Source organism: Streptococcus sp. HMSC064H09, from assembly GCF_001812625.1.
GTDB lineage: Bacteria > Bacillota > Bacilli > Lactobacillales > Streptococcaceae > Streptococcus.
In genome coordinates this window covers 46,283-64,926 of the sequence record NZ_KV809620.1, presented here as the reverse complement: position 1 = coordinate 64,926, position 18,644 = coordinate 46,283, and the positions used below count along the sequence as shown (strand labels likewise).

The 18,644-nt window shown below is 37.8% G+C and carries 17 protein-coding genes and 1 tRNA gene; 2 read left to right on the top strand and 16 right to left on the bottom strand.

The window, feature by feature from the left end; translation table 11 throughout:
• Positions 1-145: 145 nt before the first annotated feature.
• The 15 genes from ftsH to HMPREF2867_RS08855 form a co-directional block, all read right to left on the bottom strand.
• Positions 146-2,125, bottom strand: coding sequence for an ATP-dependent zinc metalloprotease FtsH (gene ftsH, locus HMPREF2867_RS08925; protein ID WP_070577155.1), 1,980 nt, complete (start codon positions 2,123-2,125; stop codon positions 146-148).
• Between the two features lie 19 nt (positions 2,126-2,144).
• Positions 2,145-2,687 (bottom strand): hypoxanthine phosphoribosyltransferase, encoded by a 543-nt coding sequence (hpt, locus tag HMPREF2867_RS08920; RefSeq protein ID WP_060972955.1) that lies wholly within the window; start codon positions 2,685-2,687, stop codon positions 2,145-2,147.
• Positions 2,688-2,768: 81 nt separating this feature from the next.
• The gene (gene tilS / locus HMPREF2867_RS08915; RefSeq protein WP_070577153.1) at positions 2,769-4,034 is read right to left on the bottom strand and encodes a tRNA lysidine(34) synthetase TilS; all 1,266 of its coding nucleotides are present in this window, start codon (positions 4,032-4,034) and stop codon (positions 2,769-2,771) included.
• Positions 4,034-5,326, bottom strand: coding sequence for a serine hydrolase (locus tag HMPREF2867_RS08910; protein WP_070577151.1), 1,293 nt, complete (start codon positions 5,324-5,326; stop codon positions 4,034-4,036). The genes tilS and HMPREF2867_RS08910 overlap by 1 nt, the downstream gene beginning before the upstream one ends.
• Positions 5,323-5,454 (bottom strand): SP_0009 family protein, encoded by a 132-nt coding sequence (locus tag HMPREF2867_RS08905; RefSeq protein ID WP_060972108.1) that lies wholly within the window; start codon positions 5,452-5,454, stop codon positions 5,323-5,325. The genes HMPREF2867_RS08910 and HMPREF2867_RS08905 overlap by 4 nt, the downstream gene beginning before the upstream one ends.
• Positions 5,454-5,825, bottom strand: coding sequence for an FtsB family cell division protein (locus HMPREF2867_RS08900; RefSeq protein WP_002886276.1), 372 nt, complete (start codon positions 5,823-5,825; stop codon positions 5,454-5,456). Before HMPREF2867_RS08900 ends, HMPREF2867_RS08905 begins: the two co-directional genes overlap by 1 nt.
• Positions 5,809-6,084, bottom strand: a complete 276-nt coding sequence (locus HMPREF2867_RS08895; protein WP_002883975.1) for an RNA-binding S4 domain-containing protein — start codon at positions 6,082-6,084, stop codon at positions 5,809-5,811. Before HMPREF2867_RS08895 ends, HMPREF2867_RS08900 begins: the two co-directional genes overlap by 17 nt.
• Before the next feature lie 184 nt (positions 6,085-6,268).
• Positions 6,269-9,775 carry a transcription-repair coupling factor gene (mfd, locus tag HMPREF2867_RS08890; protein ID WP_070577149.1) on the bottom strand — a complete coding sequence of 1,169 codons (3,507 nt, stop codon included), beginning with the start codon at positions 9,773-9,775 and terminating at the stop codon, positions 6,269-6,271.
• Entirely contained in the window at positions 9,768-10,337 is a 570-nt protein-coding gene (gene pth, locus HMPREF2867_RS08885; protein ID WP_070577147.1) for an aminoacyl-tRNA hydrolase, read from the bottom strand. The genes mfd and pth overlap by 8 nt, the downstream gene beginning before the upstream one ends.
• Positions 10,338-10,410: 73 nt before the next feature.
• Positions 10,411-11,526 carry a redox-regulated ATPase YchF gene (ychF, locus tag HMPREF2867_RS08880; RefSeq protein WP_070577145.1) on the bottom strand — a complete coding sequence of 372 codons (1,116 nt, stop codon included), beginning with the start codon at positions 11,524-11,526 and terminating at the stop codon, positions 10,411-10,413.
• Between the two features lie 209 nt (positions 11,527-11,735).
• A complete protein-coding gene (locus HMPREF2867_RS08875; RefSeq protein ID WP_037599384.1) occupies positions 11,736-11,927 on the bottom strand; it encodes a DUF951 domain-containing protein in 192 nt (63 codons plus the stop codon).
• A 51-nt stretch (positions 11,928-11,978) separates the two neighbouring features.
• Positions 11,979-13,115, bottom strand: a complete 1,137-nt coding sequence (gene dnaN / locus HMPREF2867_RS08870) for a DNA polymerase III subunit beta (RefSeq protein ID WP_002883965.1) — start codon at positions 13,113-13,115, stop codon at positions 11,979-11,981.
• A 155-nt stretch (positions 13,116-13,270) separates the two neighbouring features.
• Entirely contained in the window at positions 13,271-14,635 is a 1,365-nt protein-coding gene (gene dnaA, locus HMPREF2867_RS08865) for a chromosomal replication initiator protein DnaA (RefSeq protein WP_037599382.1), read from the bottom strand.
• A 238-nt stretch (positions 14,636-14,873) separates the two neighbouring features.
• A complete protein-coding gene (locus HMPREF2867_RS08860; RefSeq protein WP_037598566.1) occupies positions 14,874-15,641 on the bottom strand; it encodes a ParB/RepB/Spo0J family partition protein in 768 nt (255 codons plus the stop codon).
• A gap of 65 nt (positions 15,642-15,706) precedes the next feature.
• On the bottom strand, positions 15,707-16,942 hold the full coding sequence (locus HMPREF2867_RS08855; RefSeq protein ID WP_070577144.1) for a S1C family serine protease: 1,236 nt from the start codon (positions 16,940-16,942) through the stop codon (positions 15,707-15,709).
• Between the two features lie 205 nt (positions 16,943-17,147).
• Here HMPREF2867_RS08855 and rlmH point away from each other — a divergent pair, with 205 nt between their 5' ends.
• Positions 17,148-17,627 (top strand): 23S rRNA (pseudouridine(1915)-N(3))-methyltransferase RlmH, encoded by a 480-nt coding sequence (rlmH, locus tag HMPREF2867_RS08850; RefSeq protein WP_037598563.1) that lies wholly within the window; start codon positions 17,148-17,150, stop codon positions 17,625-17,627.
• 16 nt (positions 17,628-17,643) lie between these two features.
• Positions 17,644-18,327 carry a YoaK family protein gene (locus HMPREF2867_RS08845; RefSeq protein WP_070577141.1) on the top strand — a complete coding sequence of 228 codons (684 nt, stop codon included), beginning with the start codon at positions 17,644-17,646 and terminating at the stop codon, positions 18,325-18,327.
• 24 nt (positions 18,328-18,351) lie between these two features.
• On the opposite strand, the gene HMPREF2867_RS08840 is transcribed toward HMPREF2867_RS08845, so the two are convergent.
• Positions 18,352-18,425, bottom strand: a tRNA-Arg gene (locus HMPREF2867_RS08840).
• Positions 18,426-18,644 lie beyond the last annotated feature (219 nt).

Genomic DNA, 18,644 nt, shown 5'->3' with positions numbered 1-18,644 from the left:
TTATAATATCATCTCTGACTTATCTTGTCAATAATTTGCAGTGATTTTAATTTTCTTTTTTTATAATGTTTTTTAATGGTATTTTTTCTCTCGATTTTACTTATTTTCTCTCGATTTTACTTAAAAAAAAGAAGAGTAGAACTCCTTACTCTTCTTCATCTTTATTTTTATTTTCAATTCTTTCTTTGACTTCGTCGTAAGATAAGGCATGATTATCTTCTTCTGAGTCTCCAAGAGAATCCTCCGGCATCTTACCAGTCTCATAAATTGACTTGATTTGTGTAGCATCGAGTGTTTCATACTTAAGTAAAGCTTCTGCAATGAGAGCATGTGTTTCTCGGTTTGCATTGATAATTTCAGCTGCTTTATCGTGTGCCTCAACTAAAAGTGATCGAATTTCTTCGTCAATAAGTTGAGCTGTATGAGCTGAGTAAGACTTATCTGTCGTAAATTGTCCTGGATTCATCGCATGATTACCCTCATATTGGACTGGTCCAAGTTTTTCGCTCATACCATATTCAGTAACCATTGCACGTGCCAGCTGTGTTGCTTGCTCAAAGTCATTTGAAGCACCTGAGGTTTGAACGTTGAAAATAATTTCTTCTGCAACGCGTCCACCCATAAGGCCTGCCAATTGTTCTTTTAGCTCATCTTTAGATGACAACATCTGATCCTCTTTTGGTAGAGAAATCATATAACCACCTGCTCGACCTCGTGGAACAATAGTAACCTTGTGAACATCACGAGCGCTAGAAAGTGTCAAACCAACAATTGTATGACCTGCTTCATGGTAAGCCACAACTTTACGTTCATTTTCTGAAACTTGGCGGTCTTTCTTAGATGGTCCGGCAATAACACGATCCTCTGCTTCATCGATATCACTAGCATCAATTCTAGTCTTACTACGTCGTGCTGCAACTAGAGCTGCCTCATTCAAGACATTCTCTAAGTCGGCTCCGACAAAACCTGGAGTTTGTTGAGCCACAACCTTAAGGTCAACATCTTCAGCCAATGGTTTATTTTTAGCATGAACTTTCAAGATAGCCTCTCGGCCTTTTACATCTGGGCGACCTACAAGAACTTTACGGTCAAAACGTCCTGGACGTAGGAGGGCTGGGTCAAGAACATCACTACGGTTGGTTGCAGCAATGACAATGATATTCTCATTCCCATCAAAACCATCCATTTCAATCAACAGTTGGTTAAGGGTTTGTTCGCGTTCGTCGTTACCACCGCCCATTCCAGTACCACGACGACGCCCAACCGCATCGATTTCATCAATAAAGATAATAGCACGTTCAGCCTTTTTAGCGTCTTCAAAAAGACTACGAACACGACTTGCTCCGACACCGACAAACATCTCTACAAAGTCAGAACCTGAGATACTAAAGAAAGGAACATCTGCTTCACCAGCTACAGCTTTAGCAAGAAGAGTTTTACCTGTCCCTGGAGGACCTTCAAGGAGGACACCTTTAGGGATACGTGCACCAAGTGCTTTATATTTACGTGGATTTTTGAGGAAATCTACGACTTCTACAAGTTCTTCTTTTTCTTCTTCCGCACCAGCCACATCTGTGAAACGAACTTTAATATTCTCTTTTGATTGAGTCTTAGCACGGTTGCGGCCAAAATTCATTGCACCGCGGTTACCGCCTTGATTCATCATGAAAAGAAAGAAAATAGCAATCCCAATCAAAGGTAGGTAACTAAAAAGATATGAAATCCAAGCACCACTTGAACTTTCACGTATCATTTTAACATTAACATCAGCTGCTTCTGATGCTGATTGCAATTTCTGCATGGTTGTTTCATTCTGCAGCACAGTCGATGTAAAGCTACGTGTCTCTGATGATGCACTACCTAAAAATGGTAGACTAAGGTCAGTATCAACCTTTTCAGCCTTTTTGTAGCTACCTTTAACTTCAATGATACTACCGTCTGGCTGATAAGTGATAGATTTTACCTTACCATCTTCAATTTTCTTAACCAACTGTGTGTAAGACAATTGTTGACTTGGGCTTTGGCTTCCTCCTGCAAAGTATTGTACTCCAGTTACAACCGCAATAATAACTATGATGTAGAGAAAAGCATTCCGTAAGAAGCCATTATTATTTTTATTATTCATAAATTAATTAGACCTTTACTTATTTTGTATAAATTTCTTCTTTTAGGACACCGACATAAGGGAGGTTACGGTATTTTTCATCATAGTCTAGTCCGAAACCAACGATAAATTCATTAGGGACATCATAACATACGTAATCTGCCTCAATATCAACAACACGACCCTCTGGTTTATCAAAAAGAGTTGCGATTTTGACTGAATTGGCTTTACGGTACTTGAACATATCTCGAAGATAAAGGAGCGTACGACCTGTATCAATGATATCTTCAATAAAGATGATGTCTCGTCCTTCAACATTAGTGTCAACATCTTTAAGAATCTTTACTTCACCACTGCTGACAGTTCCGCCACCATAACTTGAAACGACCATAAAGTCCATCTCAATATGGGTGTCGATATGTTTGATAAGTTCTGCCATAAATGGAACAGCACCTTTCAAAACACAGACTAGAAGAGGATTTTTCTCCGCATAATCCTCTGTCAGTTGTTGTCCTAGTTCTTTAGTTTTAGCTACGATATCCTCTTGGGAAAAGAGGACTTTTTTAATGTCTTTTTCTAACATTTGGGTTCCCTTTCTCGAAGTCAATATTCTGTTATTATACCACTTTTACTTCAATCATCGTTATTTGAACATGGTATTTGATTAGAAATTCTTATAAATGACTACAGTGCCATAAAGTATAGCATTTTCAGGTCTTTTTTTCAAATAGAGACGCCCAGCAACATAAAGAAAAATAATATGACCATCTTGTTCTCCTACAATGGCTTTTTGACGATCCTTCTCTAAAATCTTATTGTCTATAAACAGTCGTCTTAATTTTTTATGGTGACTACCAAGGTCAATCTTATCGCCTTCTTTTCTATGACGAATCACTATTGGGGCATCTGACCAAATACTAATAGCATCTGTGTTAGAAACGTCATTGAATTCTGAAAAAGTCAAGGTATAATCCTCAAACTCAACAGATTTTCCAAATTCTAAGAGACAAGGAGGCGATAAAGAAATAGACGCTTTTTTCCTTATCAAGAAATATGTCTGTGTTTTTACTAGTTCATAACCATTTTTTAGGGGCATCTTTCCTGAAGCGTTTTTCCTTAGATAACTTATCAATTGATTAAATTGGCCTTTAGAAAGCTGTAAATCAGGAAAGGAGTCTAAATAATTCTGAAGAAGAAAAAGCTGGACAGCATCTGACTGTTGCTGAAAAACAGATAAATCAGTGATACTAATATCCTTTGTTAACTCTCCTAGAGCTTGCTCCATAAGACCAATCTCCTCGGCTAAAAGACAAAGGTGCTCCTTAATTTTAGGATTTTCCTGAGATAAAGTAGGAAGATAGGACAGTCTGATGCGATTCCTAAGGTAGGCTAGTGAACTATTACTCCTATCTTCAAAATGGAAAGTTACTGGAAGCTGAGCTTTCGTAAGATGCAAAAAGGGACGAATAATCTGACCAGTGCCAAATGGTCTGATAGCTGAAATTCCTGTCAGGTGTCTTAAACGACTTCCTCTCAACAGTCTCATAAAAATTGTCTCTGCCTGATCATCTGCATGATGGGCTGTTACAAGAGCAGAGTAATCATAATCTTTCATGACCTGCTTAAAAAACTCATAGCGAAAGGTACGGGCAGCATTTTCTGAAAACTTTCCTGAGAATGCACTATAGTGAAAAGGTACCTTGTGTTCCACTGCCCAATGACGTAAATACGCTTCTTCATGCTCCGACTCTTGTCGTTGTTTATGATTAACGTGAGCAATCCCCAACTGAATATCCAAATCTTTTTGATGGCTATACAAAAAGTGCAGCAAACTCATAGAGTCTGCTCCACCTGATACTGCTACTAAAATTTTCTTGTGCCGGTTAAAATAACCCTTGGCTTGCATCATTTGCAACAATTTTTGTGTCATTATTTCAAAATTCCATAAACATCATCTGCAATTGAGGTGATTTTGTCATAGCCTTCTTTATCCGTAAAAATCGATAAAATAAAGGGAGAATCTGCATAAACAATAGCGACATCATGTTTAAAGTCGTAGGCATCCCCTATTTTATGTGCAACAGGGACATCAATGTTTTTGGAAATACGTTCGCCATCATAGTCCGTGCTTGAAAGATAATTGATAATATCTCCATTTTGTCTATAAACAGCCTCCATCAAAGTACCTGCGGCTCTAGCAGTCAACTCCTTTTTATCCATATTCCACGAGGTCGCTGCGGCTTTATCTACTGATTTTTGGAAGGCTTTATCATACTGATTGGCTACATAATAACATAATATATTTGTCGCTACATTATCTGAGTTTTGGGCTACAGCCTTTAACAGATTTTCCAAGCTATAATTCTTATCATCAGGCATCTTACTAATCTTTCCAGAACCATCTGGATCATAGGCACCTGGAAAACCATTTACAGCAGAGGTATATTGATACTCATCTGATAATGATAATTTCTTTTGAGACAGACGTTCCTGTGCATAATAGAGTACTCCTAGCTTAGCTACGCTAGCTGCATACATGCTTTTTTCGTCATTGATAGCAGCTACTCGGTCCGTATCAAGCTGTTTAACATAAACTGAGATGCGTTCTTGATTGTTATACTTCTCATTAAGGACTTTTTGAACAGCCTCGATGCGATTGTCAGTCGTTGACAAATCAGAAGCGTTAATCCAACCCTCTCCGTCTACCAAATAGTAGGTCCCAGCATGCGTCTGAGCTGCTTGACTAACCTTAATGGGTTTAAAACTAGCGAGTTTGGAGTCAGCTTTTTCAGTCCCTAAAACGTAAGGTTCTTTGTATACCGTTAAACCATCTTTAGTCCAGAAGGTCATATCTACTGGTTTTTGATTATAGATACTGTCGTCTACAATTGATTTCTGACTAGCGGCTACATAATCACCATCTTGAAGTTGGAAAACAGGTTCACCTTTAGCATTCCAAAAAATAGCAGAAATCGATAGTTTGGTATCCGCTTGGATACTGGTTTTAAATTCTGTTAAATCCTTGTTCTTATAAGTTAGGATAGTTGTTATCGTTCTTGGATTTTTAGGAATCTGTTTAAATTGAGTCAAACTAGCTGTAGTATTTTGAGTCAATTTTTGGACCTGTTTCGGGGTCAGAGTTAGCTCCTTCTCCATAGGAAGTAGGACCAGGGGGCTAGAAGATACAAGCACAACAGTTGCAGCTATTAAGAGCTTTTTCATGCTTGCTTCTTCACCTCCTCTTTCCTCGGTAATTCCGTTTTAAGTTGCTGATTTTTTGCTGATAGTTCCTCTAACTTGGCTTCTGAATAGGTTAAAAAAGTTTCTACAGTTTTAAGTAAATCTTTCATTAGGGTAATAAGCTTGGTACAGGATAGATAGACTCTCCTTCACGTGAATAATAGTACTTAGCACGCGCATATTTCTCGGCGAAAGCATCATCCTTAAGTTTCTTAGCCAAATCCTTTCGTTCCTTTGTCTGATCTGACAATTTATCATAGTCTTTCTGAAGCGACAAGACTTCCTTCTCTTGCTGCTTGATATTCATATAGGTCTCAACCAGATTGTAAGTTGGCAAGATGAAGAGTAAAACAACCACAAAGAGAATCCACCCCATAAAGCGATTCCTTTGTTCGTGTTCGGCACGCTCTAATCGTTGCTCTTGATTGGCATTATCAATGTAATCATTCGTAAGCTGTACAATATTAGGCTTCTTGCTCATCTGCTTCAATCCTTGTTTCACTTATAATCTCGTACATTTTTGCCGCATCTTCTTTTTTCGTACTATCTTTCATTTCTAGAACACGGACAGTCAAGAGTTTATTTCCAAAACGAACTTCCACTTGGTCACCAATTTTTAAATCTGTAGATGACTTAGCGAGTACACCATTTACTTTTATACGCCCTTTATCAGCCACTTCTTTAGCAACTGGACGGCGTTTGATAATTCGTGATACTTTTAAATATTTGTCTAATCTCAATGTTACTGTTTCCTTTTCGTTAGGATATCTCTTCTATGATAGCATTTTTTTTAGAAAATAGGGGACTAAAGCCTTTTCAATACAAAAATAAGAGGATCGACACTAGTCGACCCTCTCAGGAGATTTATGAAAAAGAAAAGTTTTAGGATGTTTTATAGTATAGAGAGACTTACTTAAACTTTCCTTAAGCTTCTTTTTTTTCTTTACGTTCTTTGATTTCCATAAATGTCAGTCCAAAAATCTTTAATTCTTCAAGAATTTCATAGTCTTTCTTGTTACGGACATCAAAAGTAATCTCTACTTTCCCCTGGTTATCACTAATTTTTGCTTTTAAATGCGTTTTAGAGATAGCTTCGAAATAATCTTGAGTCAAGAAGAATTTGAGAGAGGCTTTTTCGAAACGAACAGTGATAGTATCGTTCTTACGCTCAACTAATTCTGCAAAGGCAGCATCCAAATAGGCCTTAACCAGACCAATCTCAATGAGATAGGCAACTTGGTCTGGATATTCTCCAAAGCGGTCAATAAGCTCATCTTGAAGGTCTTGATAATCTTTCTGATTCTCAATTTCTCGAATACGCTTATAAATTTCAATTTTTTGGCGCTCATCAGAAATATAGTCAGAAGGGAGGTAAGCATCAATCTGAAGATTGAACTCTGCATTTCCTTTACGTCGAACTTGAGTTTTACCTTGACGTTTATTGATAGCCTCTTCCAAGAGTTGCGAGTACATTTCGAATCCGACTGAGTCGATGAAACCACTTTGAGAAGCGCCAAGAATGTTCCCTGCACCACGAATTGATAAATCACGCATGGCAATTTTGAAACCTGATCCCAGTTCTGTAAAGCCCTTAATAGCATCCAATCGCTTCTCAGAGACTTCCGTCAATACTTTGTCAGGACGATACATGAGATAGGCGTAAGCAATTCGATTACTACGTCCCACACGACCTCTCAACTGATAAAGGGTAGATAAGCCCATATGATCTGCATTCTCAATGAAGAGAGTATTAACGTTGGAGATATCAATCCCTGTCTCGATAATGGTCGTTGCTACCAATACATCGTAATCACCATTCAAGAAATCCAAGAGGGTATTCTCCAACATAACCTCACTCATCTGACCATGAACAAATCCGATACGTGCTTCAGGGACTAGCTCATGTAATTCAGAAACTTTTTGATCAATGGTTTCAACACGATTATAAACATAAAAAATCTGACCACCTCGGTCCATCTCTCTTAATATCGCTTCTCGAATAAGACCAGGATTGGTTTCCATAACATAAGTTTGAACTGGATAACGGTTGGTAGGTGCTGTCTCAATAATCGACAAATCACGAATACCTAACATAGACATATGAAGCGTACGAGGAATAGGTGTCGCAGTTAGAGTAAGGACATCAACCTTAGCTTTCAACTCCTTAAGTTTCTCTTTATGCTTCACGCCAAAACGTTGTTCTTCATCAATTACTAGCAATCCTAAGTCAGAAAACTTAACATCTTTAGACAGTAGGCGGTGGGTACCAATAATAACATCAATACGCCCTTTAGCTAGATTTTCAATAGTCTCATTCTGCTCTTTTTTACTTCTAAAACGACTGAGTTCATCTACTTCAACGGCATGATTTTCAAAACGCTCTTTAAAATTCAAATAGTGCTGATGGGCAAGAACCGTTGTAGGAACTAGGATAGCAACTTGCTTTCCATCATTGACTGCCTTGAAGGCGGCACGCATAGCTACCTCTGTCTTACCAAAACCAACATCACCAACCAAGAGACGATCCATGGGTTTGTCTGACTCCATGTCTGCCTTAATTTCCTTGATAGAACGCAATTGATCCTCTGTCTCAGCATAGGCGAAATCATCTTCGAAATCCCTTTGGTTATCATCATCTGGTGAAAATGCAAAACCTTTAAGTTGACTGCGTTCGGCATAGAGTTTTAGGAGGTCATCAGCAATATCCTCTACTTGCTTACTTACTTTTTGTTTAGTCTTTTGGAAACGCCCATCATTGAGTTTATTAATTTTAGGCACTTTTCCGTCCGCTGACACATACTTAGAGAGACTCTCAATATGCTCAATAGGTAGAGAAATTGTTGCAGCATCCTGATACTGGATGGTTAAGTAGTCACGATGCACCCCTTTAATCTCAATAGTCTCAATACCTTTAAATTGTCCGATACCATGAGTCTGGTGTACAACATAATCACCTTTTTCAAGCTCATTGTAATCTTTTAGACGCTCAGCATTGGAAACGTGACTGGCACGCGCACGACGTTTTACTTTTTTATGGAAAATCTCACGTTCAGTGACCAGAACAAGCTTTTCATCAGCAAAGTAAAAACCATTGGATAAGTTTCCTAGAACTAATTGAGGCTTATGAGGAATCAAATTTCCAAAACTACTAAGTGGTAAATCTAAATCATATTCTTCCAAGGTTTCCTTCAAAGATTTGAGTTGCTTTTCAGACCCCACTTGTAAAATAACTGTAGCCTTATTCTTGGTATAGCGATGTATTTCATCAACTAGAAGTGGAAACTGGTTAAAGAACTCCTGCATAGGGTATTGCGTGAATTGATACAACTTATCAAATTTAAGATTTCCCAAGCCCTTATGAAAATTCGAAAAGAAACTAGCTGGCTGATAGTTACGTAAAGTCTTAAATGAATCCACTAAGTAGTTTAGATGACTCAGAGACTTGCCTTGGTGAAGATCCTCAGTTAAAAGATTAGCCACCTCCAATTCAAGACGTCCATGGCGGTCCACTATCTTTTGAAAATCATCAATGAATACAGGAGTTCCTTTGGGAAGGTAGTCAAATAAGGTATAAGCCTTATCATAAAAGAGAGACAAAAACTTACGTAAATCTTTATGACGGTAGCCATCAATCGTAACCGACAGAACTTCCTCAAGGTAAGCCTTATGAGGACCTTCTGCCTTCGAGACCGCACTTTCTAGGGCCTTCTCAGCACGTTGGTAATCCTCTCTTGTTAAGATAATATCATCTGCTGGTGATACTATAACATGCTCTAAATTGTCTAAAGATTTCTGACTATCGCTATCAAACTGACGAATGCCATCAATCTCGTCTCCAAAAAATTCTAAACGGTAGGGGAGCTCTGAAGTCATTTCATAAATATCTAAAATGTCGCCCCTACGACTATACTCACCAGGTGAGAGAACTTGCTCCACTCTTTGGTATCCAATATGAGTCAGATGCTTACTGAGAGCCTCTAAATCATGTTCCTCCCCTAGTGTTAAGTCAATGCGAGAGTCTTTATAAACCTTAGGGTTAGGCAAATGTAACTTAGTACCAACTAAACTCGTGACCAAAACCCCACTGGCCTCTTTATCCATTAAAAAATTAAGACTTTCAAGACGAGAATGGGTCTTTTCTGGTGAAGCGAAGATAAACTCTGCAGCTACTACATCATCTGCAAAAAAAGAATAAACCTTATCCTCTCCTAAGATAGCTGACAAATCTCCTGTCAGTTGCTCAGCTTCATTTTGTGTTGAAGTAACTATTAAAATCTTAGGAACCTGCTCAGAAAGAGCAGATGCCATGACAGCTGCCTTGCTGGAACCAGAAAATCCCATGACCAACTGCCTACTCAATAGGGTTACTTTATCACGCCACTCAAGCAATTGATGATTCTTCTCAAAAAAATCTAATAGAGTATTAGCCATTATAACGCCTCATAGTATCTTCGAAATCATTGGTTTTCAGGTAATGATTGAGGGCTGTCTCTACCTTGTCTAAAGTCAGTAAAATTGTGGCATAGTCGTCTTCACTAAATTTTCCAAGGACATGATTAACGACCGACATTCCTTTCTGTGGGCGTCCAATACCAATTTTTATACGGTCAAATTCTTGAGTGCCAGTTTCAGCAATGATAGATTTAATACCATTATGACCACCCGCTGAACCTTTTTGACGAAAGCGCAATTTCCCAACTTCCATATCTAAGTCATCGTAAATGACGATAAAATCCTCCATGGGAATATTGTAATAAGCTAGTAATGCTCTAACAGCTAGACCTGATAGATTCATAAAGGTTGTTGGTTTCACAAAATAAACCTTCTCACCATTTAAAAAGGTCGAAGCCACTTCAGCCTTAAAGGTCCTTTCTTCAGAAAAGGTTAATCCCAGTTCCTTAGCCATTAGGTCAATAGCCATAAAACCAACATTGTGACGTGTCTCATGGTATTTTGAACCAGGATTTCCCAAGCCAACTACTAATTTTGTCATTATTTCTCCTCTTTGATAAACAGCAAAAGGACTGAAAAATACTTTTTCAGCCTTGTGCACTATTTTTTATTTTCTAAACGTTGAAACGGAATTCCATGATGTCGCCATCTTGGACAACGTATTCTTTTCCTTCTTCACGAAGGCGACCAGCTTCCTTAACAGCTTTCTCAGAACCATATTTAATGAGATCATCGTAAGACATGGTTACGGCACGGATAAAGCCTTTCTCGAAGTCAGAGTGGATAATTCCGGCTGCCTGTGGTGCCTTGATACCGCGTTTAAAGGTCCAAGCACGTACTTCTTTCTCACCAGCAGTAAAGTAAGTTCCAAGACCAAGCAAGTGATAGGCTGCGCGTGTCAGTTTATCAACTCCTGATTCTGTCAAACCAAGGTCTTCCAAGAACATTTCTTTGTCTTCATCATCCAATTCAGAAATTTCTTCCTCAACACGTGCCGAGATAACAACTACTTCTGCATTTTCAGTCGCTGCAAACTCGCGAATTTGTTTGACATAATCAATATCATCAGGATTTGCAACCTGATTTTCATCAACGTTAGCCACGTAAAGCACTGGTTTTGTTGTCAAGAGGAAGAGTCCCTTAACAATTTTTTGCTCTTCCTCAGTAAAATCAATCGTACGTGCAGACTTACCATCTTCTAGAACGGGTTTAATCTTTTGAAGAATGTTAAACTCTGCTACAGAATCTTTATCTTTTTGTGTACGCGCAATTTTTTCGACACGCGCATAACGTTTGTTAATTGATTCAAGGTCAGCCAAAATCAATTCTAGATTGATTGTATCAATATCAGCCATCGGATCTACAAAGGCATCCTCACGCCCTTGTTCACGCATAACGTTTTCATCATCGAAAGCACGAACCACATGGACAATCGCATCTACTTCACGAATGTTCGCCAAGAACTTATTTCCAAGACCTTCACCCTTTGATGCTCCTTTTACGATACCCGCAATATCTGTGAACTCAAATGTAGTTGGAACTGTCTTTTTAGGGGTAATAAGTTCAGTCAGTTTCGTCAAACGCTCATCTGGTACCTCAACCATACCTACGTTTGGATCAATTGTCGCGAAAGGATAGTTAGCAGCTTCCGCACCCGCTTTTGTAATTGCATTGAAAAGAGTTGATTTACCAACGTTTGGCAAACCGACGATACCTGCTGTTAAAGCCATTAATTTATTTCTCCATAAAAAAGTAATTCAGTTAATTATAACACAAAAATTGTTAAAAATAGGCAACTTCCCTTTGAGAATCATAAAAAGGAAAGCAAGGCAAAGAATGCTATAAAGAAGATGATTAGGGACTTTAGAAAGTCTTTATATTGCTAGTGAAGTAATTTTCTTAACATAAAACTCTCGTTATATAGTCTCTCCAACACCTGTTATAAAACCTTCTTAAGTTTCTTCTCGAAATCATGACGACTCATCATGACCACATGATCACAATTCGTACAACGAATCTTAATGTCAGCTCCAAGACGGATTACTTCCCATTCATTAGCTTTTTTTCCTGTTGCTTTGATAGTACAAGCATGTGGTTTTTTCATTTCAACTAAACTTCCAATTTGGTACATAAATTCCCTTTCTAGTAAAAAAGTTATCCACAGTGGATAACTTTTTCGATTTTAGTTTGTTCTTACAGGTGTAATCAATTGAATAAAATTCTCACTGTCATCTGCTGGCGTCAATGTAAATGGACGTACTGGTGAAATGAAACGTACACGGACAGTCTCACTCTTAAGAGCTTTCAAAGCATCTATTAGGTAGGTTGGATTGAAACTAATGACCAAATCACTACCTGAAACATCTTGCACGTCAATATCCTCATTCACCTTTCCGACTTCTGGCGAATTAACATGGGCACTGACACTACCATTAATGATTTCGAGTTTAACGGTACCACTTTGACTAGCATTAGAAATCAAATATGAACGTTCCATAGCAGAACGAAGGCTAGCAGTCTCAAAAACAACTTCTGTTTCAAATGAATCGGACAAGAGACGATTAGTGTCTGGATAATTTCCTTCAAGTAAACGTGTATAGAAAGAAATTGTTTCACTACGGAATAGAATTTGATTTGCTGAGAAGAAGACCTCTAAGTTTTCAATATCATCGCTAAAAACTGCCGACAATTCTTTAAGTGAGCGACTTGGGATTACGACATCAAAGTTATCTGCAGAATGCTCCAAAACAAGTTGACGTTGGCTCATTCGGTGAGAGTCAGTTGCTACAGCTTTGAGATCTTTATGATTTGAAAGAACAAAGTGAACTCCGGTTAAAATTGGACGACTTTCTTGAGTGCTTGCTGCAAATGAAGTTTCAGCAATGATAGATTTTAACACTTTTGTGTCCATGAGCAATGGTGTCAAGCTATCAACTTCCTGAATACGGGGATATTGTTCAACATCTTTCCCTTTTAAAGTAATTTCTGATTTACCACTCTTCAGTAAAACTTGGTATTGTTCGATTTCTTCAAAAGTAAGGGTAACATCAGGCAAGCTTGAGACAACATTAATGAAAAAGTTTGCTTCCAAAAGGATACTACCTGGCTGTGTAATTAATAGACCTGCATTTTCTTCCGAAACTGAGATACTATTTTCAATTGAGATTTGCCCATTTGATCCTGTCAAATAGATACCATCACTGGTAACTTCGATTTTAATCGTCGATAGAATTGGGATAGCATTTTTAGAAGAAATAGCACGGCGAGTCGTATGAAGTGCTTGTAAGAAATAAGCTTTATTAATCGCAAATTGAATCATGATGCTCCTTTATTTTTATTAGTATTATTTTAGTAGTAGTAGTAGGTCTTGTGGACACTGTGCATAAGTCTACAAAACATAGTTTTATCAAGGCTTTGAACTTGTGCACAGCCTGTGGAAAAGTTTGAATGATTTTTAATAGTTATCCACAAGTGTTATTTTATCTTGTTTTTGATGGTATCAATTTCAATGCGTAAACTGTCATCTTGGGCAATCATATTTTTGATTTTATTGTATGCATGTAAGACAGTTGAGTGGTCTCTTCCGCCAAATTCTTTTCCAATTTTTGGAAGGGAGTTATCAGTCATTTCACGGGCAAGATACATGGCTACCTGACGTGCCAAGACAATATTTTGTGTTCGTTTAGTTGCCTTAATTTCTTTTACAGTGACATTATAAAATTTCCCTACCTCAGTTTGGATATCCTCAATCGGAATAAGAGTTAACTTAGGACCATCCATTTTACGTGCGCGAATAGCTTCGGCAGCTACCTCAACTGTGATAGTATCTAACTGGCGAACATTGGCAACTAAGCTAATATCTTTTAAGGCCCCCTCCAAGTCACGGACATTTGAATCAAATTGGCCAGCTAAATACTCAATTGTTTCAGGAGGAAAATGATAATCATAGTCCATAATCTTATTAGTAAGAATGGCCACTCGCGTTTCAAAGTCAGGTGGTGTGATATTGACGGTTAACCCCCATTTAAAGCGCGTGACAAGACGCTCTTCCATCTCGTTCAATTGATCTGGATTACGGTCGCTGGTCAGGACAATTTGTTTATTATTATTGTGAAGGACATTGAAGGTATTGAAGAATTCCTCTTGAGTGGCTTGCGTTGATTTTTTAGCCAATGATTGAATATCGTCAATTAAGAGAACGTCCAGATGACGATATTTAAGTTTTAGTTCGTCCATTTTATCTAAACGGATATGTACAACAAATTCATTAATGAAATTCTCTGCAGTAATGTATTTAATGCGTGCTTGAGGATTATCATGTAAGACCTTGTTTCCAATAGCATTGAGCAAGTGAGTTTTCCCGAGACCAGGTCCTCCGTAAATAAATAGAGGGTTATAAGTAGCTCCTGGTGAATCAGCTACAGCTAAAGATGCAGCAACTGACCAACGATTTTCATCCCCTTGGATAAAATTATCAAAGGTATACTTACTATTTAAGTCTGAGTCCAATGTAGGAAGAGCAGGGGTCTGCTGTTCCTTTTTATTACCAAAGTCATTATTTGCTACAGTTGAATTTGCCTCGTTTATGAGCGCTTCGTCAAAGACGTACTCAACTTTTATTTCACTATTATAGGCTTCAAAACCAGCCATCAAAATGAAAGATTGCATATTCTTTTCCCAGAATAGCTTTTTGACTTCTTCAAGCAGAATTGTAGCAACGTTATTTTGAACTTTGATGAGCTTGGTATCTAGGACATAATAATCAAAAGTGGCTTGTGTTAGTTCCTCTTTGGCCAGCTCTAAGAGCTTATTCCAAAAAAAATGCTCTTTTTCGGTCATTCCATCAATTCTCCTTCTTTATTCTTGTTCTCTGATTCTATCATAAAACAAAAAAGTTTTCCACAGGCCAGAAGATAAAAGTTTCACGAGTTATCCACAGATAAAAAAAGACAATTCACATTGTGCTCAAGAGTTATCCACAAGTTGTGAATAAAAAAAGAAACCCTCTAAAATAAAGGGAGGGCAACATTTTTATGATGTGGATAAGTTTGTTTCTCTTTTCTCATCAATTCACAGGTCAAATTAGCTTGTTGATAATTCTGTTAAAATCTTCTTCCGTCGAAAAGTGGATCTGAATAGTTCCAGAGTGATTTTTGTGATAACGAAGAGTAACGGGGAGACCAAGTGATTTTTCTAGTTCTTTTTCTTTATCTTTTATGTGAATATCTTTTTTTGATTTTTGTTTTTTAGGAAGTTCTTGAAGTCTTTTTTCCAGAGTACGAACGGACCATTTTTCAGTAAGCACCTGATGATAGATAGTTAATTGCTTTTGGGTATCCTCAACAGATAAAAGCGCTCTAGCATGTCCTTGACTCAGTTTGCCATTTTCGATACTTGTCTGTATCTCTTTGGGAAGTTGGAGGAGTCTGAGAGCGTTACTGATATAGGGCCTGGATTTCCCCATAGCTTTTGCCAGTTCCTCGTGACTGTAAGCTAACTCATTAATTAAACTACGATAGGCCTTTGCTTCTTCAATAGGATTGAGATTCGAGCGTTGTAAATTTTCAATAATAGCTTGTTTACGACTCTCTTGATCTGAGACTTCCTTTACGACTGCAGGGATTTCTGTCATTCCCAGACGTTTACAGGCACGTAAACGTCTTTCCCCAGCAATTAGTTCATAACCAATAATGTCCGATTTTCGGACAATGATTGGCTGTATCAGTCCATTTTCAGCGATTGATTGGCTTAGTTCTGCTAATTCTTCATCAGAGAATTCTATACGAGGTTGAAAAGGATTTGGGTAGATTTCACTAATAGGTAAAGCTTTGAGTTGTTCTTGCATGTTATTCCTTTCCAAAAAAGACCTTTACATTATTGTAAAGGTCTTTTGACAGATTTGTCAATGACTTAGTCAGATAAGTCTTCTGTAGATTTTGTTAATTTAAGTTCTTCAGTTTTCTTCTCTTTACCACGATAGAAGGTTACCTTGATTGTATCTCCGATACTATGGCTGTAAAGATTGGTTTGAATATCAGTTTTTGAGCTGATTTCCTTACCGTCAATTTGAGTAATAACATCATTTTCTTGAAGTTTACCGTCAGCTGGCATACCTTTTTGAACGCTACCGACAACAACTCCAGATTTAACTTCATCTGGTAAATCTAATTTAGAAGTTGCACTGCTAGAAAGGCTATTAAGATCGGCCATTGAGATTCCTAGGGCTGGGCGTGTAACTTTACCGTCTTTTTCCAATTGATTAATGATTTCGACAACATCGTTTGATGGAATGGCGAATCCCATACCTTCAACGGCACTACCAGCGACTGCTGACGTTGATGAAATCTTACTTGAATTAATACCGATAACTTGTCCTTCAATATTGACTAAGGCACCACCAGAGTTACCAGGGTTAATGGCAGCATCTGTTTGGATAGCATTTGTTGAGACAGTTTCACCATTGTCGTTTTGCATAGTTACGGTACGGCTAAGGCTAGATACGATTCCCTCTGTTACTGAGTTGGCGTATTCGGTACCAAGTGGGCTACCGATAGCAATTGCCTTTTCACCAACTGTGAGGGAGTTTGAATCTGCAAATTCTGCGACGGTTTTTATTTTATCTGAAGAAACTTTGACAACTGCTAGGTCAGAGTAAGTATCTTTACCAACGAGTTCACCAGTAATTTTTGATCCATCTGAAAGCATGATTTCAAGTTTTTTAGCACCATCAACAACGTGGTTGTTGGTTACGATGTAGGCCTCTTTCCCATCTTTTTTATAGATAACACCGGAACCTTCACCAGCGACTTGCAATCCATCAGAATCTTTTGATTTGTCTTGGCTAGAATCAGAACTATCATCTCCACCAAAAATACGACCATAAAGTTCATTTAGGGAATCTGAAGATGAGCCTTCTTGGTAATTGATGACAGAAACAACGGCATTTTGTACTTTCTTAACGGCCTTAGTTGTATCTGTTGTATTGTTATATACGGTCTTAGCTGTTTTAACACCTGTATCTGTTGTATTGGTAAAAGATACCCCTGCTGCTGTTAATAGGATAAAGGCACCTAGTAGACCACCTAGTAAGCCAATAACAAGCATTGCAATTGGCGCTACTATTTTTTTCCAGTTAAATTTTTTCACGTTTAGTCCTCCTTTTTGATAAACATATCAAAGTAAGCTTAATTATATCATAAAGTGATTTTAAAAAACAGTTATCAACAGTCTGTGGATAAGTTTCAAAAAGTGTAGATAAAAAGCGATTTTATAAGGATAACTATAGATGCTTGACACGAAAAAGGTGTGGATAAGGTGTTAAAAGATTGTGGATATGTGCTATAATAAGCCTATGAAAGTTAAATTGATTACCGTTGGAAAACTGAAAGAAAAATATTTGAAAGATGGCATTGCGGAGTATGTCAAACGACTAGGACGCTTCACAAAATTTGAATCTATAGAATTAACGGATGAAAAGACGCCAGATAATGCAAGTGAAGCTGAAAATAAAGCTATCCTAGACAAAGAAGGACAGCGTATCTTGGCTAAAGTAGGTGATCGTGATTATGTCATTGCCTTAGCTATTGAAGGAAAACAATTTCCCTCGGAACAATTTGCTAAAGAGTTAGAGCAAGTGACCCTTAGAGGCTATTCAGATATTACTTTTATTATAGGGGGCAGTTTGGGACTCTCTCCAACAGTAAAAAAGAGAGCTAATCGATTGATGAGTTTTGGTCTCTTAACATTCCCTCATCAGCTTATGCGCCTTGTATTAGTAGAACAAATTTATCGTGCATTCATGATTCAGCAGGGAAGTCCTTATCATAAGTAGAAAAAAGGAAACAGACATGTTCAGAATGAAAAAACGCTCCTATCGTGTTTTTGAAGGATTACGAGTAGCAACTCTTGTTAGTTATATAGGAGGCTTCATTGATGCCTATACTTACAATACTCAAGACGGTCGATTTGCAAGTATCCAGACAGGCAATCTCCTCTATTTGGTCATTCACCTTGTTGAGGGGCATATTGCAAGAGCTTTTAGCTATGTAATACCTATTTTTTTCTTTGTTTTAGGTCAGTTTTTTGTTTTTTTTGTTAAGAAGTGGCTCATTAACCATAAGTGGGGATGGCATTTGCAAGCGATTAGACTTGCCCTTCTCTTGATGACTATTCTTGCAATTATTACACCATACGTTGATTCTACTATTACGATTGCAGGCTTGGCATTCTTCGCCTCTCTTCAAGTAGGTATTTTTAAGCGAGTCAGAGGTGTAAATTATGCTTCCTTTATGATGACTGGTAATATTACTAATACTTCTTTAACCATTGCTAGGGCTATTGACGAGGGTGATGCCAAAGTGCTTAAACAAGCTTCTTATACAACTATTATCATCTTTACATTTATGGTAGGAGTCGCAGCCTCAACTTGGTTTGCTCAATATTTACATGAATACAGCCTATATACGACTTTGCTTCCCTTGTTTGTTTTAAATTATTTCTTATTTATCGAGGCAAAAGAAAAACGCAACTAGAGATTCTAGATTGCGTTTTTTATCTGATCCCAGCAGGATTCGAACCTGCGACCGTTCGCTTAGAAGGCGAATGCTCTATCCAGCTGAGCTATGGGACCAATAACTCTATTAGTTTACAAAATATATAGCAACATGTCAATACTTTGTAAAAGCAAGATAAAAACTAACGTAAAATTCGAATAAATTTAGCAAAATTTAATATTTTTTTTGAAAAAAAGTATAGACAAAACCGAATACTCTGATATAATAATAAGAGTATTAACGAGATAAAAATCTCAGAACTTGGTCCGTTGGTCAAGGGGTTAAGACACCGCCTT

Excerpts from the sequence above, each read along its gene's own strand:
- ychF (WP_070577145.1), bottom strand. The coding sequence starts at position 11,526 with ATGGCTTTAACAGCAGGTATCGTCGGTTTGCCAAACGTTGGTAAATCA.
- HMPREF2867_RS08860 (WP_037598566.1), bottom strand. The coding sequence starts at position 15,641 with ATGCAAGAACAACTCAAAGCTTTACCTATTAGTGAAATCTACCCAAAT.
- HMPREF2867_RS08845 (WP_070577141.1), top strand. The coding sequence starts at position 17,644 with ATGTTCAGAATGAAAAAACGCTCCTATCGTGTTTTTGAAGGATTACGA.
- HMPREF2867_RS08910 (WP_070577151.1), bottom strand. The coding sequence starts at position 5,326 with ATGAAAAAGCTCTTAATAGCTGCAACTGTTGTGCTTGTATCTTCTAGC.
- dnaA (WP_037599382.1), bottom strand. The coding sequence starts at position 14,635 with ATGACCGAAAAAGAGCATTTTTTTTGGAATAAGCTCTTAGAGCTGGCC.
- tilS (WP_070577153.1), bottom strand. The coding sequence starts at position 4,034 with ATGACACAAAAATTGTTGCAAATGATGCAAGCCAAGGGTTATTTTAAC.
- HMPREF2867_RS08905 (WP_060972108.1), bottom strand. The coding sequence starts at position 5,454 with ATGAAAGATTTACTTAAAACTGTAGAAACTTTTTTAACCTATTCAGAA.
- rlmH (WP_037598563.1), top strand. The coding sequence starts at position 17,148 with ATGAAAGTTAAATTGATTACCGTTGGAAAACTGAAAGAAAAATATTTG.
- HMPREF2867_RS08875 (WP_037599384.1), bottom strand. The coding sequence starts at position 11,927 with ATGTACCAAATTGGAAGTTTAGTTGAAATGAAAAAACCACATGCTTGT.
- ftsH (WP_070577155.1), bottom strand. The coding sequence starts at position 2,125 with ATGAATAATAAAAATAATAATGGCTTCTTACGGAATGCTTTTCTCTAC.
- pth (WP_070577147.1), bottom strand. The coding sequence starts at position 10,337 with ATGACAAAATTAGTAGTTGGCTTGGGAAATCCTGGTTCAAAATACCAT.
- mfd (WP_070577149.1), bottom strand. The coding sequence starts at position 9,775 with ATGGCTAATACTCTATTAGATTTTTTTGAGAAGAATCATCAATTGCTT.
- dnaN (WP_002883965.1), bottom strand. The coding sequence starts at position 13,115 with ATGATTCAATTTGCGATTAATAAAGCTTATTTCTTACAAGCACTTCAT.
- hpt (WP_060972955.1), bottom strand. The coding sequence starts at position 2,687 with ATGTTAGAAAAAGACATTAAAAAAGTCCTCTTTTCCCAAGAGGATATC.
- HMPREF2867_RS08900 (WP_002886276.1), bottom strand. The coding sequence starts at position 5,825 with ATGAGCAAGAAGCCTAATATTGTACAGCTTACGAATGATTACATTGAT.